General features: G+C 61.1%; 17 protein-coding genes. 8 read left to right on the top strand and 9 right to left on the bottom strand.

Translation table 11 applies throughout. The annotated features are described in order from the left end of the window. Positions 1-31: 31 nt before the first annotated feature. Positions 32-2260 (top strand): photosystem I core protein PsaB, encoded by a 2229-nt coding sequence (psaB, locus tag NF78_RS13460; protein ID WP_035987108.1) that lies wholly within the window; start codon positions 32-34, stop codon positions 2258-2260. Between the two features lie 381 nt (positions 2261-2641). Here psaB and NF78_RS28255 read toward each other — a convergent pair whose 3' ends face one another. The 3 genes from NF78_RS28255 to NF78_RS13475 all read right to left on the bottom strand — a co-directional run bounded on the left by NF78_RS28255 (position 2642) and on the right by NF78_RS13475 (position 4114). Next, positions 2642-3091 (bottom strand): hypothetical protein, encoded by a 450-nt coding sequence (locus NF78_RS28255; RefSeq protein ID WP_156119758.1) that lies wholly within the window; start codon positions 3089-3091, stop codon positions 2642-2644. 215 nt (positions 3092-3306) lie between these two features. After that, entirely contained in the window at positions 3307-3606 is a 300-nt protein-coding gene (locus NF78_RS13470) for a hypothetical protein (protein WP_052050367.1), read from the bottom strand. A gap of 166 nt (positions 3607-3772) precedes the next feature. Then, positions 3773-4114 carry a DUF2809 domain-containing protein gene (locus NF78_RS13475; RefSeq protein WP_225885294.1) on the bottom strand — a complete coding sequence of 114 codons (342 nt, stop codon included), beginning with the start codon at positions 4112-4114 and terminating at the stop codon, positions 3773-3775. Between the two features lie 331 nt (positions 4115-4445). On the opposite strand from NF78_RS13475, the gene NF78_RS13480 reads away from it, so the two are divergent. The 5 genes from NF78_RS13480 to NF78_RS13500 all read left to right on the top strand — a co-directional run bounded on the left by NF78_RS13480 (position 4446) and on the right by NF78_RS13500 (position 10387). Further along, a complete protein-coding gene (locus NF78_RS13480; RefSeq protein ID WP_263970595.1) occupies positions 4446-5564 on the top strand; it encodes a spore photoproduct lyase family protein in 1119 nt (372 codons plus the stop codon). A gap of 145 nt (positions 5565-5709) precedes the next feature. Continuing rightward, a complete protein-coding gene (gene uvsE / locus NF78_RS13485; RefSeq protein ID WP_035987113.1) occupies positions 5710-6636 on the top strand; it encodes a UV DNA damage repair endonuclease UvsE in 927 nt (308 codons plus the stop codon). Positions 6637-7204: 568 nt separating this feature from the next. Then, entirely contained in the window at positions 7205-9217 is a 2013-nt protein-coding gene (locus tag NF78_RS13490; RefSeq protein ID WP_052050373.1) for a serine/threonine-protein kinase, read from the top strand. A gap of 105 nt (positions 9218-9322) precedes the next feature. After that, on the top strand, positions 9323-9787 hold the full coding sequence (locus tag NF78_RS13495) for a hypothetical protein (RefSeq protein ID WP_035987115.1): 465 nt from the start codon (positions 9323-9325) through the stop codon (positions 9785-9787). Positions 9788-9883: 96 nt separating this feature from the next. Continuing rightward, complete coding sequence (locus NF78_RS13500) at positions 9884-10387, top strand: transposase (protein WP_156119759.1); 504 nt, start codon at positions 9884-9886, stop codon at positions 10385-10387. Here NF78_RS13500 and NF78_RS13505 read toward each other — a convergent pair. The 4 genes from NF78_RS13505 to glcD all read right to left on the bottom strand — a co-directional run bounded on the left by NF78_RS13505 (position 10384) and on the right by glcD (position 14352). Next, complete coding sequence (locus NF78_RS13505; protein ID WP_035989694.1) at positions 10384-10842, bottom strand: GatB/YqeY domain-containing protein; 459 nt, start codon at positions 10840-10842, stop codon at positions 10384-10386. The genes NF78_RS13500 and NF78_RS13505 overlap by 4 nt on opposite strands. 72 nt (positions 10843-10914) lie before the next feature. Beyond that, the gene (locus NF78_RS13510) at positions 10915-11355 is read right to left on the bottom strand and encodes a hypothetical protein (RefSeq protein WP_035987117.1); all 441 of its coding nucleotides are present in this window, start codon (positions 11353-11355) and stop codon (positions 10915-10917) included. Between the two features lie 83 nt (positions 11356-11438). Continuing rightward, on the bottom strand, positions 11439-12812 hold the full coding sequence (gene aroA, locus NF78_RS13515) for a 3-phosphoshikimate 1-carboxyvinyltransferase (RefSeq protein WP_035989697.1): 1374 nt from the start codon (positions 12810-12812) through the stop codon (positions 11439-11441). A gap of 67 nt (positions 12813-12879) precedes the next feature. After that, complete coding sequence (gene glcD, locus NF78_RS13520; protein ID WP_035987119.1) at positions 12880-14352, bottom strand: glycolate oxidase subunit GlcD; 1473 nt, start codon at positions 14350-14352, stop codon at positions 12880-12882. 292 nt (positions 14353-14644) lie between these two features. Between glcD and NF78_RS13525 the strand changes: the two genes are divergently transcribed. Beyond that, positions 14645-16387 carry an alpha-glucosidase gene (locus NF78_RS13525; protein WP_035987121.1) on the top strand — a complete coding sequence of 581 codons (1743 nt, stop codon included), beginning with the start codon at positions 14645-14647 and terminating at the stop codon, positions 16385-16387. 188 nt (positions 16388-16575) lie between these two features. Continuing rightward, entirely contained in the window at positions 16576-18222 is a 1647-nt protein-coding gene (locus NF78_RS13530; RefSeq protein WP_035987124.1) for an alpha-glucosidase family protein, read from the top strand. 11 nt (positions 18223-18233) lie between these two features. Here the strand turns inward: NF78_RS13530 and NF78_RS13535 are convergent, their stop codons facing one another. Continuing rightward, complete coding sequence (locus NF78_RS13535) at positions 18234-22832, bottom strand: response regulator (RefSeq protein ID WP_035987126.1); 4599 nt, start codon at positions 22830-22832, stop codon at positions 18234-18236. Between the two features lie 63 nt (positions 22833-22895). Then, positions 22896-25535, bottom strand: a complete 2640-nt coding sequence (locus NF78_RS13540; RefSeq protein ID WP_035987128.1) for a HAMP domain-containing methyl-accepting chemotaxis protein — start codon at positions 25533-25535, stop codon at positions 22896-22898. Positions 25536-25582: the final 47 nt, after the last annotated feature.

Here is a 25582-nt window from a genome sequence, read left to right on the forward strand (position 1 = left end):
ACCCATTCGTACAGCAAACCTGTTTTGATTCATGGCAACTAAATTCCCTAAATTTAGCCAGGACCTGGCTGCCGATCCGACCACACGGCGGATCTGGTACGGGATTGCCACCGCCCACGACTTTGAAAGCCACGACGGCATGACGGAGGAGAATCTTTACCAAAAGATCTTCGCCTCCCACTTTGGCCACCTGGCAATCATCTTTCTGTGGACTTCGGGCAACCTGTTCCATGTCGCCTGGCAAGGCAACTTTGAGCAGTGGGTGAAAGACCCGCTGGGCACGCGTCCCATCGCCCACGCGATTTGGGATCCGCAATTTGGCCAACCCGCCGTGGATGCCTTCACCCAGGCGGGGGCTACCTATCCGGTTAATATTTCATTTTCTGGGGTGTACCAGTGGTGGTACACCATCGGCATGCGCACCAACGCCGACCTCTATGGCGGGGCGATGTTCCTGCTGATTCTGGCGGCGGTGTTTCTGTTTGCCGGCTGGCTGCACCTGCAGCCCAAGTTCCGCCCCAGTCTGGCCTGGTTCAAGAACGCTGAGTCGCGCCTGAACCACCACCTGGCCGGTCTGTTTGGAGTCAGCTCCCTGGCCTGGGCGGGACACCTGATTCACGTAGCGATTCCCGAGGCTCGGGGGCAGCACGTGGGCTGGGACAACTTCCTGTCGGTGCGGCCTCACCCGGAAGGGCTGAAGCCGTTCTTCACTGGCCAGTGGGGAGTTTACGCCCAGAACCCTGACACCCCCAACCATATCTTCAACAGCAGCGACGGAGCCGGGACGGCGATTCTCACCTTCCTGGGTGGGTTCCATCCCCAGACCGACGCGCTGTGGCTGACGGATATTGCTCACCACCACCTGGCGATCGCGGTGCTGTTCATCGTGGCGGGCCACATGTACCGGACTAACTTCGGTATTGGCCACGACATGAAGACCATCATGAACGCCCACCGCCCGCCCGAAGGCACTCCCTTTGGTGGCTGGATTGGCGAAGGTCACAAGGGTATTTACGACACCTACAACAACTCGCTGCACTTCCAGCTGGGTTGGCACCTGGCCTGTCTGGGGGTGGTGACATCGCTGGTGGCGCAGCACATGTACTCGCTGCCGTCCTACGCCTTTATCGCCAAGGACTACACCACCCAGGCGGCGCTCTATACCCACCACCAGTACATCGCTGGCTTCATCATGGTGGGGGCCTTTGCCCACGGCGCCATCTTCCTGGTGCGCGACTACGATCCAAAGGCCAACCACAACAACGTGCTTTACCGCATGCTGGAGCATAAGGAGGCGCTGATCTCGCACCTGAGCTGGGTCTCGCTATTCCTGGGCTTCCACACCCTGGGTCTGTACGTCCACAACGACGTGGTGGTCGCCTTTGGCACCCCCGAGAAGCAAATTCTGGTTGAGCCTGTGTTTGCCCAGTGGGTGCAGGCTGCCCACGGCAAGTTGCTCTACGGTATGGATACTCTCCTATCCAACCCGGACAGCATTGCCACTACGGCCTGGCCTAACCACGGCAACGTATGGCTCGGCGGCTGGCTCGATGCCATTAACAGCAGCACTAACTCGCTGTTTTTGAATATCGGCCCTGGTGACTTCCTGGTTCACCATGCGATCGCCCTGGGTCTGCACACCACCACCCTGATCCTGGTCAAGGGTGCCCTGGATGCCCGTGGCTCCAAGCTGATGCCCGACAAGAAGGACTTCGGCTATAGCTTCCCCTGCGACGGCCCTGGCCGTGGCGGCACCTGCGACATCTCCGCGTGGGATTCCTTCTACCTGGCCATGTTCTGGATGCTCAACACCATTGGTTGGGTTACCTTCTACTGGCACTGGAAGCATCTGGCGCTGTGGTCGGGCAACGTGGCTCAGTTCAACGAAAACTCCACCTACCTGATGGGCTGGTTCCGCGATTACCTGTGGCTTAACTCGTCGCAGCTGATCAACGGCTACAACCCCTACGGCATGAATAACCTCGCGGTTTGGGCCTGGATGTTCCTCTTTGGGCACCTGGTCTGGGCAACGGGCTTCATGTTCTTGATCTCCTGGCGGGGCTACTGGCAAGAGCTAATCGAAACTCTGGTCTGGGCCCACGAGCGCACTCCCCTGGCGAACCTGGTTCGCTGGAAGGACAAGCCCGTTGCCATGTCGATCATTCAGGGTCGTGTGGTGGGTCTGGCTCACTTCACCGTGGGCTACATTCTCACCTACGCCGCGTTCCTCATAGCCTCGACCTCCAGTCGTTTTGGCTAATCCGGGATTCCTAATCCCCGTAGGGTGGGCAGTGCCCACCCTACACCCCCGGATCACAATCCCCCTAGAGGGGCAGGGGTGGGTTTGATCAGACTGTCAGAATCCACCCCGCTCTCCGGGTTTTCTGCTTCAAAGAGACAGAGATTATTACCACGATTTATTAGTAAAGGCCATGGTTTTCGGGGGGGCAATGCCCACCCTACAGAAGAAAATTAAAAATATTTTGAGGTGGTGAAGGGCTCCCTACGATCGCGCTTTTGCCAGCTCCTAACCTTGAGACGGATGGAGACTCTCCGCTGCTCAAGAGTCCTGGTTCTTCGGGGTAGTTGAGCCAGGACTTTTACTGTCTAGTCGTGATTATAGCGATGGCTATAGCACAGGCTAATCAGTTACAAGCCTTGCTTCGCTTACATGGCCCGCGGCATCGAGTTTGATCACCAGCCATTCGTAGTCGATACTGATAAATTTGCGCTCTGGTCCCAGCACATACACCATGTCGTAGTCAGCAAAGCCGGTCTGGGGTTCCGGTGGCCCCAACAGCTCGATCACCCCAGCCTGGGACCTTCCCAGCAGCAGGTATTTTGCCAGCAGGTTATCCACCATGCAGAGGCGAACGTAGGCTGGCTCTGCGCTTAGCGTGGGGTCGTTCCAAAGGGTGGGGCTGAACTGGGTGTAGCCGCGGCAGTGTTGCCACTCATCCCAGTTGGTTTTGGCCAGCAGACCACCCACCACCAAAAACGGAAAGCCCGTCACCAGTAACCCTCCCACAATTAGGGCGATCACCAGGCGGCGACGATGTTTAGGTTTCGGACGGGAGCCCACAGGTAGCATGGCGAGGGAAGAAAAAGGTGGCGGATCTATGGAGACAGGCTACCCACTGAGAGCCGAAAATTGCAGGCTGGGCTCCAGAGTTATACGAAATACTGCTGGCCACCTCCAATTCCCCAGGGCAAAGGACCGTTCTCCCGACAGGGTGACCGGATGGGAATCGGGAGATGGATTTCAAGTTCAGCATTTCATTTAAGGGGGAGGGAACGCTGGGACAGTCACCGTTGACGAACCGCCCAAAACTGCAAGAGGCTGAGAATGCTGTCCAGGCTCAGCACCGACAGTACACTCCCGACGCTGCCAACGCTCAAAATGCTGCCCACGCTGCCGATGCTCAAAATACTCCCGGCGCTGCCGATACTGAGGATGCTGCCGGTGCTGCCAATGCTGAGAATGCTGCCGGTGCTGCCCAAACTGAGCAGGCAAAAGTAGCTCCCCCGGCTGAGAATAGCGCGGTGGAGGGAAACAACGGGGCGACCGTTGCTGCCGGTCAGCGGGGTTTGCGGCTTTTCAAGCATGGTTGAAGTTTGTCCTCGGCGCACCAAAGGCCCGTCAATCTAGCTTAAGTCCAAATTTCTCCTGACGCGCTAGGGCCCCGGCGCGATAGGGCCCTAGCGCGGTAGGGCTAGCGTAGCGGCGATCGCCTGCGGTTTCTCCAGCCCAGCCCCGAACAGAGGTCCAGCCCTACACTTTTTGAGCACCCGCACGTCGATGTTCCACCAGCAGGACTAGAGCAGCACCGATCGCGTAGGCCAAAATATCTTTTCCATCAAAGGTGGTGCCAAGGACTGTAGCCAACAGCCGATTGTCTCGCACCCCCAGGCGATCGACCAGTTTGAGGTACTGCAACCCTTCAATCAAACAGGCCAATGCAAAAACGAGTAAGACGGTCGAGCGGGGACGCACTGGCCAAAAGGCTTTGATCAGACAGTAAATCAACGGAATAACCAGTACATCGCCAACCAGGGGACGAATGATGCGATCGTCTAGAAATATGGCGATCGCGGTCTCGACCCAAAAGAGCAAAAGGGCTAGAAAGAAATACCTGGCATTGAACCTGATCATGCAATCCATACGGTTGGGTGCTGAGCAGCAGCCTAGCAGCAACCGCTGACCATTTCACGCTTTTACGCCAGGTTGAGTCGGGGGCCCTGACCTTGTTCGGTCAGGTCTTTCAGGCTTGTCATGGCAACGGCGGACTGGGTGCAGCCACGGTTGCCGTTGCTGACCGGCCCGAGGGCGGACTGTAGCGGCGGAAATACGTCCGCATTAGTGGGGCAATCCACGCCTGGTAGAGGATTTCACGGCTCGAATGGCTTGTCAGAGTGAGAGTAGCTGCTGCATTCCAACTACCAATTTGGCTAATTTGACTGATTCTGCGATCGCCACCGCCCCCACGCTTCCTACCACCCAGCCCGCTCCGGTCGCCACCGCCTATCGCCACCAACGGTGGATGCCAGAGCAGGTGCTGTTTACCCCTGCGGCCCTGGACGAACCCTGGGGCCAGCGAATTCTTCAGCGGGTACAGGCGCTAGACTTACCCATCGAGTACCTGAAGCACAACCGCCTTGCCGGGCTGCGCGGCGAAACCGAGCGCGAAACCTACGCCATCTCCAAACGCACCCTGGCGGTGGTTACAGCTCCGGCCAGCCAGCTCAAGCTCACCCCCATTCCGCCTTCGGCAGACTGGCAGTTTCACCTGGCCCAGGGGTGTCCGGCCCACTGCCAGTACTGCTACCTGGCCGGGAGCTTGCAGGGGCCGCCGGTCATTCGCGTCTATGCCAACCTGCCCCAAATTCTCGACAACCTGGCCCAGTACGAGCGGCCCAATCAGCCCACCACCTACGAAGTGAGCTGCTACACCGACCCTCTCGGCATTGAGCACCTCACCGGCAGCCTGGCGGAGTGCATTCGCTACTTTGGCACCCGCCAGCAGGGGTACCTGCGCTGGGTGTCGAAGTTCGACAATGTGGATGATTTGCTAAATCTGCCCCACCACGGCCACACCCGCTGCCGCTTTAGCATCAACGCTGCCTCGGTGTCGCGCTTTTTGGAGGGCGGCACTGCGTCGGTAGCCCAGCGGCTAGAGGCGATTCGCAAGCTGGCTCTGCCGGTTGAGCAGGGCGGCGGCGGCTACCCTGTGGGCTTTGTGGTGGCTCCCATCATGCCGTTGGAAAACTGGCGTGACGAGTATACCCAACTGCTGGACGAGGCCGCCGCTGCCCTCGACTTTGACTGCGACCTCACCTTTGAACTGATTTCTCATCGGTTTACCCCCGGCTCCAAGGAGGTGCTGCAACAGTGGTACCCCAACAGCAAGCTGGATCTCGATGAGGCCAACCGCACCACCAAACGCAACAAGTTTGGCGGCATCAAGTACGTCTACGACAAGGACACGATGCAAGCGCTGCGGCGCTTTTTTGAGCAGGCGATCGCCCAGCGCTTTCCCCAGGCCAAAATCCTCTACTGGACCTGATTACCCACCGAACCTCTATAGGGGCAAACGCTGTTTGCCCCAGGCAATTTTGACCCCAGCCATTTTGAATTTAGGCAATTTTGAATTTAGAGACCCCCATTAACCGTCGTTACCCACCGAGAGCGCAGGCCCTGCGCCCCTACCCATGATCCAAACGTTAGCCAAACCTCAGACAACCGCCGATGTGCCCAAGCTGGGTCTGGTCTGCATTACCACCTCACCTGAGGTGCGCTTCAAGACCATGACCCGCAAGCGACTGCTGCAGCTGGACGAGGCGGCTCAGACCGAGGCGCTGCGATCGCTCTACGGCGAGAACCTGCGGCGACTCAATCTGGCCATCACCTTTTGCGAGGACCATCAGATTCAGCTCTACCGCCTGATTTCCAGCCTGTTTCCGTTTTCCGATACGGCCCTGGGCGATCGCATTCTGGCGGAATTTGGCGAGGCTCTCCGCCAGGTGGGCGATCGCGCCCAAACCACCGGCCTTCGCCTGGTGCTGCACCCCGATCAGTTTGTGGTGCTCAACTCCGACAAACCAGCGGTGATTGCCAACAGCATCACTATTTTGAGCGCCCAGGCCCGCTGGTTTGACCTGATGGGGCTGCCCCAGTCGCCCTGGGCGGCGATGAATATTCACGGCGGCAAGGGCGATCGCGCCGAGCGGCTGATTCAGGTGATTGGCGATCTGCCCGATCAAGTGCGATCGCGCCTCACCCTTGAAAACGACGAGCACACCTACAGCACCGCCGCCCTGCTCGACATCTGCCAGGCCACCCGCGTACCCCTGGTGTTTGACGCCCACCACCACCTGGTACACGAACGGCTGGACAGTTATGACCACCCCAGCGTGGGGCAGATGCTGGCGGCGGCCCGCACCACCTGGCCGGAGCCCACCTGGCAGCTGGTGCACATTTCCAACGGGCGCGAGGCGCTGCACGACCCCCGCCACAGCGACCTGATTGCCGCCATGCCCACCAGCTATCGCCAGGCCCCCTGGATTGAGGTGGAGGCCAAGCACAAGGAAGTGGCGATCGCCCAGCTGCGCCAGACCTGGTTGCGGCAGGCCGCTTAGAGCGTCGGTACAGAATTTGTTTTGCAGGGAGGCTAGGGGCATGCGAGCCACAACTGCGGCGGTAAGCCCAAGGTGCTACTGGGGCCATGTCGCTGGCCCCAGACCCCCCTCGACCAGGGGCGTTCCGCCGCCCTGGACCCGACGGAAAGGAGTGATTGATCATCGGTTTAAACCTCTGTTCTGCCAAGGAATCTGTAGGGATCTGTAGACCTTGCGGTGGCAGATTCGAGATCGCAGCCATACTGAACTGGTGCTCTAGTACCGCTGTGCGGAGCAGCGATCGCGTCCTGATTTGACAGTGAACGTTGCTGAACACAGGTATAGATCAAAAATTCAATGCCTCTCGTAGGAGCAAACGGCCGTTTGCCCCTATCCAAATTCTCCCCAGATTTTCCACAGTGACAGCGCAGATTTGAGCTAAAGAAGTAGCTCGGGTTTACGCTAATCTGTGACAGATGGATCGCGCGTAGCGCTGTACCAAGTCCAGCTGGGGTTTAGAGTTGTCCTACAGGTAAAATCCGGGTCTAGACTTGGATTGCATTCCTAACGAGTTTGGCAGTACGCGGCTATGGCTGAAACAGGACAGGGAGAACGGTTGCTTGGGGGGCACTATCGGGTGCTGCGGCAGCTCAGCCAGGGCAGCTTTGGCGACACCTACCTGGCGGAGGACACCCATCGGTTTCAGGAACTCTGCGTGCTGAAGGAGTTTAACCCCCAGGTGCCGGGCAAGCTGGCCCTCGACAAAGCCCAAACCCTGTTTGAGCGCGAGGCCAGCATTCTCTACCAGATCAACCACCCCCAGGTGCCCCGATTTCGGGAGCTGCTGCGGGATGAGGGGCGGCTGTTTTTGGTGCAGGACTACGTCGAAGGCCCCACCTACCGAGAGCTGCTCGATCGCCGTCGCGCCTACGAGGGTCGCTTTAGCGAAGCCGAAGTGGTGCAGTTTTTGATGCAGACCCTGCCGCTGCTACAGTACCTGCACAGCATCGGCATTGTGCACCGCGATATTTCCCCCGACAACCTAATTCAGCGCAACGCCGACGGCCGACCGGTGCTGATCGACTTTGGCGGTGTAAAGCAGTTGGTGGTCAATGTGCGCTACCAGCTCGGGGTGGCCCAGCCCTACCAGGCCACCGATGGCACTGTGACCCGGCTGGGCACGGTGGGCTACGCCCCCGACGAACAGCTCCAGTCGGGCCAGGTCAGCCCCGCCAGCGATCTCTACGCACTGGGGGTCACGGCCCTGGTGTTGCTGACCGGCAAGGATCCAGCGGCCCTCTACGACGATCGCCGCGATCGCTGGAGTTGGCCCGAGCAAGTTGAGCTATCCGATACCCTGGGCCAGGTGCTGACCCGCCTGGTGGCCCAAAACCCGGCAGACCGCTACCCCTCGGCGGGGCAGGCTCTGGCCGCCCTCAACCTGGCCCACCCCGACCCCCTCTCCGCCGCCTGGGCCCAGCCCATGCCGATCCGGATGCAGCCCGCCGTGCCGCCGCCACCGCCAGAACCCACGGTGACGGTAGCCCCGCCCCGCCCCTACTCGCCCCCGATGGCCTACGACCCCACGGCCACTGTGGCCCCGCCGCCGCGAGCGGTGCCGGTGCAAAAAACCTCGTCGGGGTGTTGGCCCGCCCTGGCAGGGCTGCTGCTGACGGTCGGGCTGGCGGGGGGGCTGTGGTGGTGGCTCGACCCCCTGAGCCAGTTCGGCGGGGGCTCTGAGGTGGTTTCCCCCGGCGGTAGCGACGCCAGCAACCCCAACCTGAGCGAGGCCGAGCGCGATCGCAAGCAGGCCCTGCGCGATCGCGCCACCAACCTGGGCGTTGACTGGAGCTATCTCACCGCGCTGACCGACCAGCTTTTCTTTGAGCAAAACCCCAATCGCCAGGGCACTCAGCTCACCGCCCAGCCCGAAGACGCGCCCCTGCGGGCCGAGTGGGACGCGATCGCAGCCAACAATCTGGATCTGGTGGAGGCCAACCTCAGCACCGAGGCGCGCGGGCGGCTGGGCCGCTACAATCCCACCGACAGCGATCGCTGGAAACGCCAGGTCAACGCCCTCTTTGTCAGCAGCGCCGCCCTCTACGATCTGGCCGATGCCCGCTTTAGCCACCTGTTTCCAGGTCGGGTCAGCGAGGGCTTTGTGGAAACCCCGGTCGATCAAATCTGGTTTGCCCTGGCCCAGGATCAGGTCAACGCCCTGGAGCAGGGTACGAACCTGGCCGAAATTAGCTTTGAGCAGGGCAGCCTGAACCAGCAGCAGCAGGGTACCCTCAGCCCCGGTCAGGGCCAGGTTTACATCCTCAACCTCAGTGCCGGACAGCTGCTGCGCCTCAACCTCCAGGCCCCGCCCAACAGCACCCGGCTGTCGGTCTACGTGCCGGTGCCCAGCGACACCCTGCCCCACATTCTGGCCGATGCCGATCAAAACACCTGGGCCGGGGAGCTGCCCCAGTCGGGCTACTACGAGGTGGTCGTGGTATCCAGGGCCGACGCGTCTATTCCCTACAGCCTTACCGTTGCCGTTGACAATGTCATCGATGACATTATCAACCGTCCCGATCCTCCCGCGAAGGAGAACTAGCCATTCTGCTCCGGCAGGGGTTGCGATCGGCATGCGTTACTAATTGCAACAATCTGGGCAAAGTAAGCTACACCCTGTGCTTGCGCTAGAGCCCTTCCCACTGCTATGAACAACGCTTTGCTTGCTTCCCTCCAACAGTCTGACGGCCGGTACCTGAGCGATTTAGAACTCCGCCCTCTGGCTCAGTTCGTCACCTCCTTTGACTCGCGCTTCAAGACCTACACCGAGCTCAAAGCGGAAGGGGAAGCCCTCGTGCTTAAAGCCCTGCGGCGTCTCATAGTCAGCCACCGGGCCGCCGTAGAAGAGCACGGCAGCAAGTGTCAGCGCGACATGTTGTACACCCTGGAGTGCATTTCCAAAGCCATTCTGCTGGATAACGCCGATGGCTTTATGGAAGAGTACGTGGTGTGGATGCAGAACATTACCCGCGCCCTCCACAAAGAAGACTCCGCGATCGCCGCCTACCGCAGCCTCCAAACCGAAATTGTGACCACCCTCTCCCCCGAGTCTGCCCAGTTGGTCAATGGCTACCTCGACAAGCTCATCACCGCCTTTGCCGACGGCATGTAAACCTGTAGCCTAGCTAACTTCTTCGCCAGTGCTGGTGGCTGACCCAGAGCACCTGGGCAGACTATAGGGTACTGGTGCATTCGTGGTTTAGCCGTTATGACCTTACTCAGTCACGCCCATACCGTAGTCGCGCCGAGGGCAGACACTTTGACCGATTCCACCGCCCCTAAAGCCTACTTGATTGGGCTCTCGACCTTTCAGCAGCAGCCCTTACTGGGGACCTACGACCAGGGCAACCTACGGCTCAACGACTGCGGTCTGATTGTGGCTGACGAGTGGGTGCGATCGGCGGCCAGCCGCAAGGGCATTGCCATCGATGCGTGGAGCATTACTCCCAATCGCCTGCAGAGCATCGTCTTTTTGGATATGCCGACCACTGCCGCCGTCGGTCTGGCGGGCGGAATGACGGGCCACAGCAGCCAGAAACCCTGGCTGCTGTCGTCATTTATTGCCAGCTTTAAGGCCGCAGCAGCCAAGCGCATCAACCTCCGCCTCAATCAGGTGGGGCAGTCGGTGTGGCAACGCAACTACGAAGAACACTTGATTGTTGACGAAGCCCACCTATGCGAGGTGCGCACCCAGCTCCAGTCGGTGCGTTAGCCTCCCAATTTAGCCTTCACCAGGGCCTGAACCTGGCCCCCATCGGCGCGGCCCTTGAGCTGCTGCATAGCCGGCCCCATAACCTTGCCCATGTCCCTGGGCGATGCGGCTCCGGTTTTGGCAATCAGGTCGTCGATGATGGCCTCTACTTCGGCATCGCTGAGCTGCTGGGGCAGGTACTCCGAGATAATCTCCAGCTCTTGCGCCTCCTGAGCCGCCAGATCCTCACGCCCTGCTTTCTGGTACTGCTCGACGGAGTCTTTGCGCTGCTTGGCCAGCTGGGTCAGCACCTCTAGCTCCTGCTCGGGGGTGAGTTCGTCCTGGCCACTGGGGCGCACCAGGGTTTCTTTTTCGAGAATGACTTTTTTAATGCTGCGAACCGTCTCCAGGCGCACTTTGTCTTTGGCCTTCATGGCGGTTTTGATGTCGTCGCTGATGCGATCTTTCAGGCTCATGGGGGCTTCCTTGCGCTTCCCGAGGCGCATCGTAGGCTACTCTCCCACTTTACCGGGTTATGGATAGGGACTCTAGTCCGACGCGGTCTCTGGCTGCGCAAGCTGCTGCTGCAAGAACCCGATCAGGTCCGCCACGGTGAAGAACTGAGTTTCGTCGAAGTCTTCGCTGATGTCGAGGCCAAAGGCGGTGTAAAAGTCTTCGCACAGGGTCAAACTCCAGTCAAACCAGCACACCGCCGGAAACTCGAGGTCGTTAACCAGGTGATCTTTGGGCTGAACGCAGCCGATGTCGAGGCCAGAGTAGGCGTGGAGATGGTGAAAGGTAAAATCGATCAGCGGTTTGGGCAGGGGGCGGGGCACCGCAGGCGGAGTCCAGTGGTAGAGAAACCACTCGTCGCAGGTGAGGCAGCGGCGCGATCGCAGCCACTGATTGACCCGCTGGCGGGCCACCATATCAGGGCTGAGGGCCATATAAGTGGTGAGGCTATTGACAAAGTTTTTCAACGGTGCCACATCATTTTTTTAAACGTCAAGCCCTCAGATTGCCTCTGGGGCTCGGCCTCTGGGCCTGGTTAGAGTGTGCCCAGACCCACACCCTAAGTCATGGTTCGGGGATGGAATTGGCCCAAACCGCAAAGCTGGGCCAGGGTGGTGGCAAAGCCAGGATAGGAAACGGCGGCGGCCTCAGCCCGCTGAATGTGCAGAGGGCCCTGGGTTCGCAGGGCCGCGATCGCCAGGCTCATGGCCACCCGGTGGTCATTGTAGCTGTCCACCGTGGCCCCGCTAAGTGGGGTGCCACCATAGATTTCCAGCCCCTCAGGCTGTTCATCGATCCGGGCCCCCAGGCGGCTGAGTTGGCTCGCCATCACGGCAATGCGATCGCACTCCTTGACCCGTAGCTCTGCCGCATCGGCAATGGTCGTGGTGCCCTCGGCAAATAGGGCCGCCACCGCCAGCACCGGAATTTCATCGATCATGCGGGGAATCAGGTCGCCGCTAAAGCTGGCCCCCTTGAGGCGGCTGTGGCGCACCCGCAGGTCGGCCACGGGTTCCCCGGTGACCTCGCGCCGGTTTTCCAGGGTGATGTCGGCCTCCATGGTCTGGAGAGCAGCGAGAATACCGGTGCGGGTGGGGTTGATGCCCACGTTCTCCACCACCAGGTCAGCGCCGGGGGTAATCGCCCCGGCCACCAGCCAAAAGGCCGCCGAGCTGATGTCCCCCGGCACTACAACGGTCTGTCCAGTGAGGGTGGCCGGGCCGCGCACCGTGGCGCTACAGGTGTCAGGTTCCACCAGGATATTGGCACCGAAGGCCCGCAGCATGCGCTCGCTGTGGTCCCGCGACAGGCTGGGCTCGGTGACGGTGGTGTCGCCTTCGGTCATCAGCCCGGCCAGCAACAGGCAGGATTTGACCTGGGCCGAAGCGACGGGAGAGTGATAGTGGATAGGTTTGAGCCTCTGCCCCCGCACAGCCAGGGGGGCCAGGCGATTGTTCTGGCGACCCCAGATCTCGGCCCCCATCTGAGTCAGGGGCTTGATCACGCGGTCCATGGGGCGCGATCGCAGGGAACCGTCGCCCGTGACGGCAAAGTAGCGAGCGGGGTGGGAGGCCAGCAGCCCCAGCATCAGCCGCAGGGTGGTGCCCGAATTGCCCGCGTTGAGCACATCGGCGGGTTCCCGAAGATTTCCTAAGCCCACTCCCTGCACCGTCACCCACTCATCTTCTAGCGAGGACAGGGTGACACCCATAGCCTGGAAGCAGGCGGCGGTACTGCGGGGGTCCTCGCCCAGCAGCAGGCCCTGAATGCGGGTTTCACCGCTGGCGATCGCCCCCAGCATCAGCGCCCGGTGGGAAATCGACTTGTCCCCCGGCACCCGCACCCGGCCCGTCAGCGTTACGCCATCGGCGGGGAACTCCAGGGTCATGGTCTGGTGCGGGGCAGCGGCGGTCAGCTCAATGCGGGCAGTCATGGCAGCGGTAATGAAAAGCCGATGCTGATCGTACCCCATTGTTGGGCCACGGGTTTTGTGACGCCCCCTAAAACCGCTCCACCTCGGGTAAGGTCGCCGCCGCGCTGCTACGGGCCGCTTCGCCGCAGGTGCGAGGGGAGGGCAGCAGCTTGGTGGGGTTGGCCAGTCGCTCCGGGTCAAAGGCCTGCCGCACCCAGCCCATGGTTTCCAGATCCGTGGGAGAAAACATGTCGGGCATGTAGCAGCGCTTGTCGGCCCCAATGCCGTGCTCGCCCGAAATGCTGCCCCCCACCCGCACGCACAGCTTAAGAATATCGCCGCCCAGCTCTTCCACCTGCTCCAGCTGGCCGGGAATGGCGTTGTTGTAGAGAATCAGCGGGTGCAGGTTGCCGTCGCCCGCGTGGAACACATTGGCCACCCGGTAGCCGTGCTGGTCCCCCAGCCGCTCGATTTCCGCCAGCACGTAGGGCAGCTGGGTGCGCGGAATCACGCCGTCCTGCACGTAGTAGTCGGGGCTGAGTTTGCCCATGGCGGCAAAGGCGGCCTTGCGCCCTTTCCACAGCCGCAGCCGCTCCTCGGGGTCGGTGGCCACGGTGATGGTGCGCGCCCCGTTTTGGCGGCACAGCTCGGCAATGCGATCGCCTGTCGCCGCCACCTCCGCCGGTAGCCCGTCGATCTCAATCAGCAGAATCGCCGCCGCGTCGCGGGGGTAGCAGTTGGTGGCGACCACGTCTTCCACGGCGTTGAGGCTGAAGTTGTCCATCATTTCCATCCCAGCCGGAATAATGCCCGCGCTGGTGATGGCCGACACGGCTTCCCCCGCCGCCTCCACCGAGATAAAGTCGGCCAGCAGCACCTGCACCGCCTGGGGCGCTTTGAGAATGCGCAGGGTAATTTCGGTGGCAATGCCCAGGGTGCCTTCAGAGCCCACAAACAGGCCGCAGAGGTCGTAGCCAGGAGTTTCAGCCACCTCGCCGCCAATCTCTACAATGTCGCCCGTGGGCAGCACGACTTTCAGCCCCAGCACGTGGTTGGTGGTGACGCCGTACTTGAGGCAGTGCACGCCGCCCGAATTTTCCGCCACGTTGCCACCCACCGAGCACACCGACTGGCTGGAGGGGTCGGGGGCGTAGTAAAAGCCCGCGCCGCTGACGGCCTGGGTGACCCAGTTGTTGATTACCCCCGGCTGCACGGTTACCCGCTGGTTGTCCAGATCGATCGCCAGAATCTGGTTCATTGTGGCGGTGACAATCAGCACCGAGTCTTCGATCGGTAGTGCCCCACCCGAGAGGCCCGTCCCTGCCCCCCGCGCCACAAAGGGCACCTGGAAGCGGTGGCAAATTTTCACCGCCGTTGCCACCTGCTCGGTGGTTTTGGGCAGCACCACCACGGCGGGGCGCTGGCGATAGCTGGTCAGGCCGTCGCACTCGTAGACCAGAATCTCTTCTTTGCGCCGCACCACGCGATCGCGCCCCAGGGCAGCGGCAAACGCGTCGATTATCGGTGCCCAGTCAATGCGCGATCGCTCCGCTACGGTCATAGCCCCACACTGCTCAAGATACCTACGATCCTACCCTGAACCGTCGGTCTGTAGGGGCGATCGCCCTAACCCTGCTGGATCCGGGCTATTGACGCCTGGGGTTAATTCCTTCGCCAGAGAGATCGGGCCTCAATCCTCTGGCGGATACTTTCCCAAAGTTCCCTGGGGAGAATAAAGAAACCCGTGCTGATGGCACAGCGCTCTATTTTTGTGTCGATTCATTGTCTTCGATTCGTTACTCAGGTCGCGTCCCTCCGGCACCCTACACCACAAGACGCCAAGGAATTACCCCATGCAAACCATCGAATGGTGGCAAAACGCCGTTATCTATCAGATCGTGCCCTGGAGCTTTTTAGACACCGATGGCGATGGCCGCGGCAACCTCAACGGCATTATTGACAAGCTCGACTATATCTCTGCCCTGGGGGTAGACGCTATCTGGCTGACGCCTATCTACGAGTCGCCCATGGACGATTTGGGCTACGACATCACCGACATGCTCGACATCGACCCGGTGATTGGCGACCTGGATGTCTTTGATAAACTGCTGGCCCTTACCCACGCTCGGGGGCTGCGAATGATTGTCGACCAGGTCTGGGGGCACACTTCCGATCGCCACTTCTGGTTTTTAGAAAGCAGTCAGGACCGCGACAACCCCAAGGCCGACTGGTACGTCTGGGCCGACCCCAAGCCCGACGGCTCACCCCCAAACAACTGGCTCTCCGCCTTCAACGGAGACTCGGCCTGGGCCTGGGAACCCAAGCGTGAGCAGTACTATCTCTTCCACTTCTTGCGCAGCCAGCCCAAGCTCAACTGGAGCAACCCTGAGGTGGTAGAGGCCATCCTGGAGCGGGCCAAGTTTTGGCTGGACCGGGGCGTAGATGGCTTTCGCATCGATGCGCCCAACTTCTTTCTCCACGACCCTGAACTGCGCGACGAGCGGGTGCGAGCCGACGATGCGCCCCGTCCCGACGGCATCGACCCCAAAAACCCGATGGCCAAGCTGATGTTCGAGAACAGCTTTTGTCGCCCTGAAGCCCTCGATGTGCTGAGGCCCGTGCGAGAGCTGGTGGATCAGTATCCCAGCACCGCTACCCTGGCCGAGGTCACCCTCTGCGAAGACTCGATTGAACTGTCGAGTGAGTATGTCAAGGGCAAGCATCGGGCCCATCTGGCCTACAACAGTGCTCTGCTGGTCGACGAACCCATCAGTGCCGACCTGATGCGCTCCACCCTGGAAAAAGTTGAAAAGCACTTTCAGGGTGGCGGCAACTGTTGGATGGTGGGCAACCACGACTACGGTCGCCTGCGCAGCCGCTGGGCAGGGCACGATGGCGAGGGCACGCCCTATCCCGAAACCTTCTACCACCAGATGGCCGCCATGCTGGTCGCCATGCCGGGAGCCCTCTGCCTCTACCAGGGCGACGAACTGGGCCTCAACGAAGCCCGCATTCCCGAGGACATTCCCGAAAGCCAAATTCAGGATCCCTTTGGCAAGGCGCTCTACCCCGATGTGGTGGGCCGCGATGGCTCTCGCACCCCCATGCCCTGGCAGGCTGCCGCTGTCAGTGCGGGGTTCTCCAGCCATGAAAATACCTGGCTGCCGGTCCCCGATAGCCATCGGCCTCGGGCGGTAGATGCCCAGAACGAAGACCCCAGCTCTCTGCTGAATGCCTGGCGGCGACTGCTGCACTGGCGACGGCAGCAACCGGCCCTGATGCAGGGCAACTGCCAGATTCTCAACACCGAGGCTCCGCTGCTCGCCTTTATTCGCGAAGCGCCCCAGCAGCGGCTGTTGTGTATCTTTAACCTGAGTCCCGAGACAGCCCATTTTGATTTGCCAGACGAGATGCTGCCCTGTGTGACGACTTCGGGGGTCGATGAAGCGGCCAAGCGCAATGGCGACATGTTGCGGCTGCGGGGCTACGGCTATTTCTTTGGCAATTTGCAGCCCAGCACCCCCCCCGCCAACAGCGGCACCGCAAAAGATGTACTAGAGAGCAGGAGGGAAGAGGCCATTGCCAATGACCGTTAGATTCTCCGCCGCCTATGAGCCCATTGAATCGGTCTTTTGAACATGTTGTGCTCCCCAGCGGCGGCCGGCCCAACCAATTGTCCAGGTGCCCGTCCCCTGCGATTGACCTGTTTCTAGCTCGCGATCGCCCAATTTGTACGCTGGTTTGGGGTTTAAAGGTTTGTTTTTGTTGTTAGATCTTTGATGCTATGCCTTCTCAGCCTGACTGGTGGCGCAGTGCCATCATTTACCAAATCTACCCGCGCAGCTTTGCGGATGGAAACGGAGACGGCATTGGCGATCTGCCCGGCATTCTGAGCCACATCGACTATGTTGCCAGTCTCAATGTCGATGCTCTGTGGATCTCGCCCTTTTTTAAGTCGCCCATGCGCGACTTTGGCTACGACATTTCTGACTACCGGGCCGTGGACCCGATTTTTGGCACCCTGGACGATTTCAAAGCTGTGCTGGAGGCCGCCCACGATCGCAACCTGCGCGTGCTGATTGACCAGGTGTGGAACCACACCTCTGACGAACATCCCTGGTTTGAGGAAAGCCGCACCAGCCGCGACAATCCCAAGGCCGACTGGTACGTGTGGGCCGACCCCAGGCCCGATGGTACCGCACCCAATAACTGGCTTTCCACCTTTGGCGGCAGCGCCTGGGCTTGGGAACCCCAGCGGCAGCAGTACTACCTGCACAACTTTCTAGACAGCCAGCCCGACTTGAACTGGTACAACCCGGCAGTGGTGGAGGCCATTTTGGACACCGCCCGGTTCTGGCTCGACCTGGGCGTCGATGGCTTTCGGCTGGACGTGGTGAACTTCTTTACCCACGATCGCAGTCTGCAAGACAACCCCCCGCGGCCTGCCGGGATGCCCCGCCCAGCAGGGGCGACAACCTCGGATCCATTTTTTACTCAGCTCAACCTGCACAACCTCGATCAGCCCTCTACCCTGGAGCTGCTGAAGCCTATTCGGCAGCTGCTCGATCGCTATGGTGCGATCGCCCTGGCCGAAATCAGCAGTACCGAAGACGCCCTGCTCACCTCCAGCGCCTACGTCAGCGGCACCGAGCGGCTACACACCGCCTACAACTCCTCGCTGATGACCGACGAACCCCTGACGGTGCAGCGGCTGACTCAGCTAATTGAGCGGGTCGAGTCGCTGTTTACCGACGGGGTGATCTGCTGGACGGCGGGCACCCATGACTTTCCCCGGCTCAAAAGCCGCTGGAGCAAGTACCAGCCCAGTGAGACCTTTTTGCAGGACGCCTTCGACCACATGTTTGCCGCCCTGATCACCTCGCTGCGAGGCTGCTGCTGCCTCTACCAGGGCGACGAGCTGGGCCTCACCCAGGCCGAGATTCCCTACGAAAAAATGAAGGATCCCTTTGGCTTGCAGGGTTATCCCCACGTGCTGGGCCGCGACGGCTCTCGCACCCCCATGCCCTGGCACAAAGATGCCCCTGCCGCTGGTTTTACTAAAGCCGCAGAGCCCTGGTTGCCTATCCCATCTGATCACCAGGCCTATGCTGTCGATGTGCAGGAGGCCGATCCGACCTCGCTGCTACAGAAGTATCGGCGGCTAATTCGCTGGCGCAACCAGCAGCCCGCCCTCCGGCAGGGCGATTTATCGCTGTTGAGCTTGTCTGAGGACGAACTGCTGGGGTTTGTGCGAACCTGCGATCAGCAGCGGTTGCTGTGTCTGTTTAACCTCAGCCCTGCCACCGTCTACTGCGATCGCGCCGAAATTCCCCCCGGCGAACCCATAGAGAATATGGGCGTCAGCGATCGCAGCTACCACGACATTCTGGAGCTGCCGCCCTTTGGCTTCTACTTCGCCAACCTCACCTAAGCCCAAGATCCCTAGGAGGCAGGTTCCTCTGTCTTTTGCCGAATCATGTTCTCGCCCTTGAGCATGCGCTGGGCGGCATCCAGCAGCATTTCCTCCAGGTAGGGCTTGGTAAAGTAGCCCTTGGCCCCCAGGTCGACGGCCATCTGACGGTGGCGATCGGCCCCGCGAGAGGTCAGCATCGCGATCGGAATCTTGCTCAGGCCGCTGTCTTTTTGCAGCCGCGAAAGCAGCTCCAGGCCGTCCATGCGAGGCATTTCAATGTCGCAGAAGACCAGGTCGCAGGGCAGGCCAGAGCGCAGTTTTTCCCAGGCTTCCTGGCCGTCGCGGGCCTGCTCCACCCGGTAACCCACCTTGTTGAAGCTCATGGACAGCAGCTCGCGCACCGTAATCGAGTCATCCACAATTAGCACCGTCGGATCGGTTTGAGCCACCGCCTCCACCGGCTCTTCCTCCACCGTCTGCGTCCACAGCGAGGTCGAGGCATCCCGGCGCAGGCGACCGCTGGCCAGGTCGATCAGCTCCAGCACATCGGCAATGGGCATCACCCGCCCATCCCCCAGCACCGTGGCCCCGGCGATGCCGATGGGCTTAGGCACCGGCCCCTCCAGCTGCTTAATTACAATCTCCTGCTCGCCAATCACCTGGTCGACCTGGAGGGCAATGAACGTACTGGCGCTGCGTAACACCACCATCGAGACCACATCTTCGTCCTGGGGACCGCCGTAGACCCGACCCCGTCCCAGACTGCGGTTAAAGCGCAGCAGCTCGCCCAGGGGCCGGAAGGGCAGCAGCGTGTCGCGCCAGAGGATGCAGGAATGCCCCTGATCATCGGTCTGAATGCGCTCCTTAGGCACGTCGAACATATCTTCGACGCCGTCCATGGGGAAGGCAATGCGGGCCTGGTTGTTGACGCAGCTGAGTGCTTTGGTAATGCTAAGGGTGAGGGGTAGTCGAATGGTAAAGCTAGTGCCCTTGCCCACCTCTGACTCAATCGTAATCGAGCCGCGAATGTCGGCCAGGGCCGTACGCACCACGTCCATGCCCACGCCCCGGCCCGAGAAGTCGTCGGCCTGGTCGCGGGTGCTAAAGCCCGGCAGAAATAGGAGGTCGTAAACCTCAAGTTCACTCATGGTCTGGGCTTCGGCGGGGGTAATCAGCCCCTGCTTGAGCGCCTTGGCCTTGACCACCGTCGGGTTGATGCCGCCACCGTTATCGGCAATGTAGATCACGGTCTGGTTGCCCTGGTAGAAGGCCCGCACGGTGATCGTGCCCTCGCGGCCTTTGCCGTTGGCGAGGCGCTCCTCCGGCGACTCGATGCCATGGGTAATGGCGTTGTTGACCAGGTGGGTCATGGGATCGTAGAGCCGCTCCAGAATCATTTTGTCGATCAGGGTGTCACGACCTTCGACCACCAGTTGGGCCTCTTTGCCGCAGTGGAGCGAGATATCGCGCACGGCCCGGGGCAGGCGATCGGCGGTTTGGCCAAAGGGCACCATGCGAGCCTTGTTGAGGCCCTCCTGGAGCTGGGTGGTCACCTGGCGAAACTGCCGGGCGATCTGATCGGTGGAGTCGATGGTGAACTCAATGTCCGACGACGCCTCCCGCACCCGCACGATCAGCTCGATCATTTCCTGAGACAGGGTGTGGAACCCGGTGAAGCGGTCCATCTCCAGGGCGTCGAAGGTGGCCCCGGTGGCGTGGCTGCTGCCCCCTCGGTCGGAGGAGGAAACCCCCAGGGCAAAGGCCTGACGGTTGGCGATCAGGGAGCTTTCCAGCAGCGATCGCTCGTACAGATCACGCATCCGCTGACCCACGTCGTTGAGTTGCGAAACCTGGTTCAGCAAGTTGTCGAGGAACTGGCGCAGCCGCTCCTGGTCTTGCTCCAGGGAGTTGCGGTTGACCACCAGTTCGCCCACCAGGTTACTGAGGGTATCCAGGTGGCCCACCGAAACCCGCATGGTCTGATCCGTGGTGCTAGCGGTGCGGCGAGGCGATCGCCGGGCCGCCTGGGTCGATGCGGCGCGCCGTCCCCCCACCGTCGGGGCCGTTCCACCTAACTGGTCGGCTTCCTCCAGCAGCTTCTCCAGGTCACCAAACTCGTCGTCGTCCACGCCCTGCGGGGGCCGACTGGCCACTGAGTCAGCCGGGCTGGAGGGACTGCCCACCTGCCCGTTGGTGTCAGGGCTGTACCCCAGGGTTTCCTCGCCCAGCAGCGCTTCTAAATCGCCAAAGTCGCTATCGTCATCATCCTGACTGGTTTCCACTGGGACCAGGTCGGGAGGCGTATCGCCATTGCGACTCTCGTCCATGGCGAAAAATTCGCCCAGTCCTTCTCCATTTAGGCTTGGGGTACTGGCGTTGAGGTCGTCCTCTAGCTCAGCAAAGGGGTCAGCCGCGGCCCCCTGATCGTCCAGCAAGCTTTCTAAATCGGCAAAGTCATCGTCGTCATCCTGGTCGCCTGCCCCAGCGGCGGTGACCTCTTCGGCGTCGTTTACGGGAACGTCAAAGCCAAGATCCGCCTGAGTTTCCGTAAACGATAGCTCTGCAGCGGTCTCCGATTCAGATAGGTGCTCGAGCGATAGCTCCAGGGCGCTGTCACCGAGGCTGAGTTCCCCAAACGGGTCGTCGAAGGGATCGTCTGAGCCGAGGGGAGCGGTTGACTCGGGCTCAGATGGCTCAGGTTCAGCTAGTTCAGGCTCAGATTCTCCAAACAGGCTATCGAATTCAGCCGCCGGACTGGCATCACTGCGCTCAGCCAACCATAGATCTGCGTCCGGACTGGCAAAGAGCCCGTTACTGTTAGGCGGGGTACCGCTGCTCACCCCCTCGTGATCGAGCTCCAGGTGAAGCTCAGGCATGGTTTGAGCATCGTCGTCCTCAATGAAATCGCCGCTGCCAACGGCGTCAAAGAAGCTATCTACCTCATCGGTAGTGGCTGAGGTCTCGGCGACACCGTCGGTGCTGTCAACCTCAAAAAAGTCGTCACCCTCCAGGGATGTCTCGATCGCCGTCGACAACGAAGGGCCATCGTCGAGGAAGTCGGCCAGGGGATCGTCCATGGCCTCCGTCCCGAGGGCAGACGGCTCTCCGCCAGCGCCAGGGGTTTCAACCAGAAGATCACCAAAGGGATCCTCAAAGAGGGCGGGGCTCTCCCCTGGAGTCGCTGAGGGCTCCTGGTTTTGGGACTCAAGACTCGGGGGCTTGGGAGCATTAGCCGCTGTTGCCTCATCCCCAGGCCCAGCATCGAGATCGTAGCCGAACAGGCTGGCCATATCATCGAGGGCCTCGTTGGCGCTGACCTCAGCTCCCTCAGTCCCACCGGCGGTGGCGCCGTCATCGCTGAGCAGATCGGCAAACTCAGGGTCTACACCGGCGGCGGGGCTGGCCTCGTCAAAATCGAGATCCTCCAGGGAAACATCGCCCGCCTCCTCTTCCTCCCAGAGATCGTTCAGGCTATCCGGTGCTCCTTCAAACAGATCGGCCAGGCTGTTGAGTTCGGCAGCACCGACCTCGGGGCCAACATTGCCGGCAACGGCCTGAGAACCAGCGGGTTCGGCGGCAGGCCCAGCGATATCGATCGCCTCAAACACCGACTCCAGACTGGTATCGACCGCGTTGTCAGCGGTATCTAGGGTCAGATCGTCGAGCCAATCGGCGGCATCAGCCAGAGCCAGGTCATCGTCACCCTCCTCAGCAGCGGCAAACAGATCGGCCAGGTCAGGCTCGCTGGCATCCTCGTTGAGGGCCTCAGCCAGCAGGGCATCGAGGGTAGAGTCGTCGCTGATGGCCGGCTGAGGCAGCAGAGCTGCCAGGGTGGCTGAGCCTTCCACCTGATGGGCAACCCCAGCCAGCACCTGATCCTGGGCCTGCTTCAAATCTTTAATCACAACCGGGGCCAGGGTGCGGTAGGTCTGCTCTGGGTTGGCGATCGCCCCCCCCACCATCCGCGTTAGGGTGCACCACTGGGCCAGCTCAAACTGTTCGCCAATGCTGTGCAGCCGCTGACAGATCCGCCCTAGGGTCTGGCGCGACGTGCTGTTGTCCGGCTGCTTAAAGGTGGCCAACATATCCCGCAGCAGGGCCGGAATATCGCTACGAAAGACCAGCTGCAGGGCACTGGTTTCGGGATGGACCGTGGCAGCTATCACCGCCGGACGCGGTGGCGGCGCGGCGGGCGCGGCGGGCGCGGCTGCTACCAGCGATTCCAGGTGGGCCTCCGCCTGCACAAAGATCGGCTCCAGCGGAGCCATGATCTCCTGGGCCTGATCATTGGTGAGGCCAAAGGGACTCTGCAACTGCTCCAGCTGCTCCTGGAGACCGTCGAAAATTTGCAGCAGCATGGTTTCCAGGTCGCGATCGGGGCGCACGGGCGACTCCTTCATGACCTTGAAGAAGTCCTCCATACGGTGGCTGGTGCGCTGAATGCTGTTTAGCCCCAGCATGGCCGCCCCGCCTTTCACCGAGTGAGCTGCCCGAAACACCTCGTTCATCATCTCAGCGTCTTCGACGGTGGCGACCAGATTGAGCAACCCCTGCTCAATGGTGTTGAGGTGATCCTTGGCTTCTTCGATGAAATACCCCAAGATTCGTTTTTGATCTTCAGGCAGCATGTCGGTTCCCCTATGAATGCTTTTCTACCGTGACTGGCGTACTCCCGTTGGGCTGAACTGCAACTAACCGTCTGCTTTTTCCACCTTGAAGCGCTCCACCGAGGTCAGCAGGTCGCGGGCAACCCCCACCAGATTTTGCAGCGAGCCCGACACTCGCTGGGCTTCCTGAGAGGTTTCCTGGGCAGTCAGTTCCACCGATTGCATCACCTGGGCCACCGCGCGGGAAGTTTCGGTTTGCTCCACCGTGTCGGCGGTAATCGATCGCACCAGGACGTCAATCCGGTTTGATACCTGAATAATGTCTTCCAGCGATCGCTTCGCCTGTTCCGCCAGGCGGGTGCCCTCAATCACCTGCTGGGTGCCCTCCTCCATGGCGGTCATCACCCCGCCGGTCTCACTTTGAATCTGCAGCACGATCTGCTCGATTTCTTTCGAAGCCTTAGCGGCCCGGTCGGCCAGCTGGCGCACCTCATCGGCCACAATGGCGAAGCCACGACCGGCCTCCCCCGCCCGGGCCGCCTCAATACTGGCGTTGAGGGCCAGCAGGTTGGTCCGGGAGGCAATCTGCGAAATCAGGGCCACAATCTTGGAAATCTCCTGGGAAGACTCCGCCAGACGCTTCACCTTGCGGGTGGTTTCGGCCACCGTTTCGCGAATCTCGAGAATGCCGGCCACCGTCCGCTCCACCGACTCGCCCCCCTTCAGGGCAGTAGACGACGCCGAGCGGGCCACTTCCTCGGCCTCGCGAGCGCTCTCGGCCACCCGCTGAATCGAGTCGGTCATCACCTGCACCGAATTCAGCGTCACCGCCAGTTCCTCGGCCTGGCGCAGGGCGTCTGCGGACAGGCTGCGGGCAAAGATTTCGTTTTCGGTCGAGCCCTTGCTCACCTGGCGGGCCGCTACGCTCACCTGTTCCACAATCTCCCGCAGGTTTTGAATGGTGAGGTTAAACGAGTCGGCAACGGCCCCCAGTACGTCGGCGGTGACCTCCGCCTGCACGGTCAGGTCGCCTCGGGCCGCCCCTTCCACATCGTCGAGGAGGCGAATCACCTGGCGCTGGAGGTCTTCCTTGGCCTGCTCTTGCTCCTGGGCTTTGCGCTGGGCCTCGCTGGTGGTGGTTAAAATCACCCGCGACATCTTGTTGAAGCTGCTGGCCAGGCGGCCAAACTCGTCTTCGGTGAACACCGTCGCCCGAGCCGTCAGGTTGCCCTGGATAACGGTGTCAAACTGGTGCTGCAGATCGTCAACGCTGCGTCGGACCTGGCGATGGGCCAGGTGCCCTGCCCCCAGTGCCGCGCCAAACCCAGCCACCCCACCCGCCAGGGCCATCGCCGCATGCACGGCCTTGGGCATTGGTCGGCCCGGCTGTAGGGTCGAGGCCGCGAAGTTAATCACCCCCACCGCCAGGGCCGAAGCCACCCCCGCCGCCACGGCGACCATCAGTTCTTTTCTCGGTAGGGGCGCATTGTCTAAAAAGCCCAGCCAATCCTGCTCAGCGGAAACCGCCTCGACCTCGTGGCTGTCGGTTTGGGTGAAAACGGGCAGGCTATCGGTGGCCCCGGCAATGCTAAAAATATCGTCATCGCTGATGACCGCCTGGTCGTTGAGGTCGCTGATGTCAAAGGCTGAGGTGCCGCCGCTGTAGGGGCTGGTGTCGTCCGTTGAGGTCAGCCCTGAGGTCCCTACCGAGGGGGTCGTAAACCCAGCTGAGCTGTCTGACAGCTCAAAGTCGGGGAGATTGCCCAGGTCGTCAAAATCGCTAAATTCGTCCAAAAAGTCCACATTGCTGCTGGGCTGAGCGCTGTCCTCCAGGTCTGGGCTGTAACCGTTGTCGGTGTAGACATCAAAGTCGCCACCGAGGCTGTCGCCAGCGGTGTCCAGTTCGTCCTGGAGCAGATCTGGCTCCGGGGCAAACACCGTCATGTCGTCGCCGCCATCGTCGGCGGGCGGCCAGACCGTGTTAAGGTCTGCGGAGGCCAGCCCAGCATCGCTAAAGGCGTCGTCGTAGGAGTCGCCATAGTCTTCCGAGGCCGCGCTAAATGGGTCGTCGTCAGAGTCCCCCATCTCCAACGAGTCAAAGGACGCTTCGTCGTCAAAGGTAATGTCATCCAGGCTTTCCTCGCCCTCAGCCCAGCCATCGCCCAGGGCGTTGGAGCCAAAGCTGGGGCCGTCATCCCCCGGCGAAACCGCGAAGGGATCGTCGCCCGCAAAGGGATCGGTGGCAAAGGGGTCATTGAAGGCACCGGTTTCCGCCGCTACCGAGGCGTGGCGACTGTCCACCGGGCTGAGGGGATCGGTCTCTCTATGACTGGTGGCCCCGTTGGCCGTGCGCCCATTGTCCAAATCCATAGACAGAGCGGCCCCGGCATCAAAAAAGGTATCTCCGGTATCGGCCTCGAAGTCCACAGGCGCCTCAGCCCCGGAGGAGGCAAACTGGTTGGCGTAGTCAAGGCCATTGCTGGCATAGTCGACGTACTCGGGCTCAGAGGTCAGATCGAGCACCGCACTGTACTGGGCAGCCGCCACCTGGTACTGCTGCAAACCATAGCAGTAGATGTGGCCTCGCAGCAGCAGCACACTGGGGTCTTCGGGGTAGTCGGCAGCTAGCTGATCGATCACCGCTGCGGCCTCTGGGTAGTTGCCCTGTACGTAGGCTCTTTCTGCCTTTTGGTAGGCTTGAGAGTAATCAATGCCTGAAGCCATGGTCTTCTCCTGCCGGTGCAAGTGTCCTAAGGGGGTAAGGATGAGCT

Origin of the sequence: Leptolyngbya sp. KIOST-1, from assembly GCF_000763385.1 — a bacterium.
Lineage (GTDB): Bacteria > Cyanobacteriota > Cyanobacteriia > Phormidesmidales > Phormidesmidaceae > Nodosilinea.

Bases quoted from the DNA above. Each gene is read 5' to 3' on its own strand.
- NF78_RS13470 (WP_052050367.1), bottom strand. From the start codon at position 3,606: ATGCTTGAAAAGCCGCAAACCCCGCTGACCGGCAGCAACGGTCGCCCC.
- NF78_RS13500 (WP_156119759.1), top strand. From the start codon at position 9,884: ATGACCTTACTCAGTCACGCCCATACCGTAGTCGCGCCGAGGGCAGAC.
- aroA (WP_035989697.1), bottom strand. From the start codon at position 12,812: ATGACTGCCCGCATTGAGCTGACCGCCGCTGCCCCGCACCAGACCATG.
- glcD (WP_035987119.1), bottom strand. From the start codon at position 14,352: ATGACCGTAGCGGAGCGATCGCGCATTGACTGGGCACCGATAATCGAC.
- NF78_RS13490 (WP_052050373.1), top strand. From the start codon at position 7,205: ATGGCTGAAACAGGACAGGGAGAACGGTTGCTTGGGGGGCACTATCGG.
- NF78_RS13495 (WP_035987115.1), top strand. From the start codon at position 9,323: ATGAACAACGCTTTGCTTGCTTCCCTCCAACAGTCTGACGGCCGGTAC.
- uvsE (WP_035987113.1), top strand. From the start codon at position 5,710: ATGATCCAAACGTTAGCCAAACCTCAGACAACCGCCGATGTGCCCAAG.
- NF78_RS13505 (WP_035989694.1), bottom strand. From the start codon at position 10,842: ATGAGCCTGAAAGATCGCATCAGCGACGACATCAAAACCGCCATGAAG.
- NF78_RS13540 (WP_035987128.1), bottom strand. From the start codon at position 25,535: ATGGCTTCAGGCATTGATTACTCTCAAGCCTACCAAAAGGCAGAAAGA.
- psaB (WP_035987108.1), top strand. From the start codon at position 32: ATGGCAACTAAATTCCCTAAATTTAGCCAGGACCTGGCTGCCGATCCG.
- NF78_RS13525 (WP_035987121.1), top strand. From the start codon at position 14,645: ATGCAAACCATCGAATGGTGGCAAAACGCCGTTATCTATCAGATCGTG.
- NF78_RS13530 (WP_035987124.1), top strand. From the start codon at position 16,576: ATGCCTTCTCAGCCTGACTGGTGGCGCAGTGCCATCATTTACCAAATC.
- NF78_RS13535 (WP_035987126.1), bottom strand. From the start codon at position 22,832: ATGCTGCCTGAAGATCAAAAACGAATCTTGGGGTATTTCATCGAAGAA.
- NF78_RS28255 (WP_156119758.1), bottom strand. From the start codon at position 3,091: ATGCTACCTGTGGGCTCCCGTCCGAAACCTAAACATCGTCGCCGCCTG.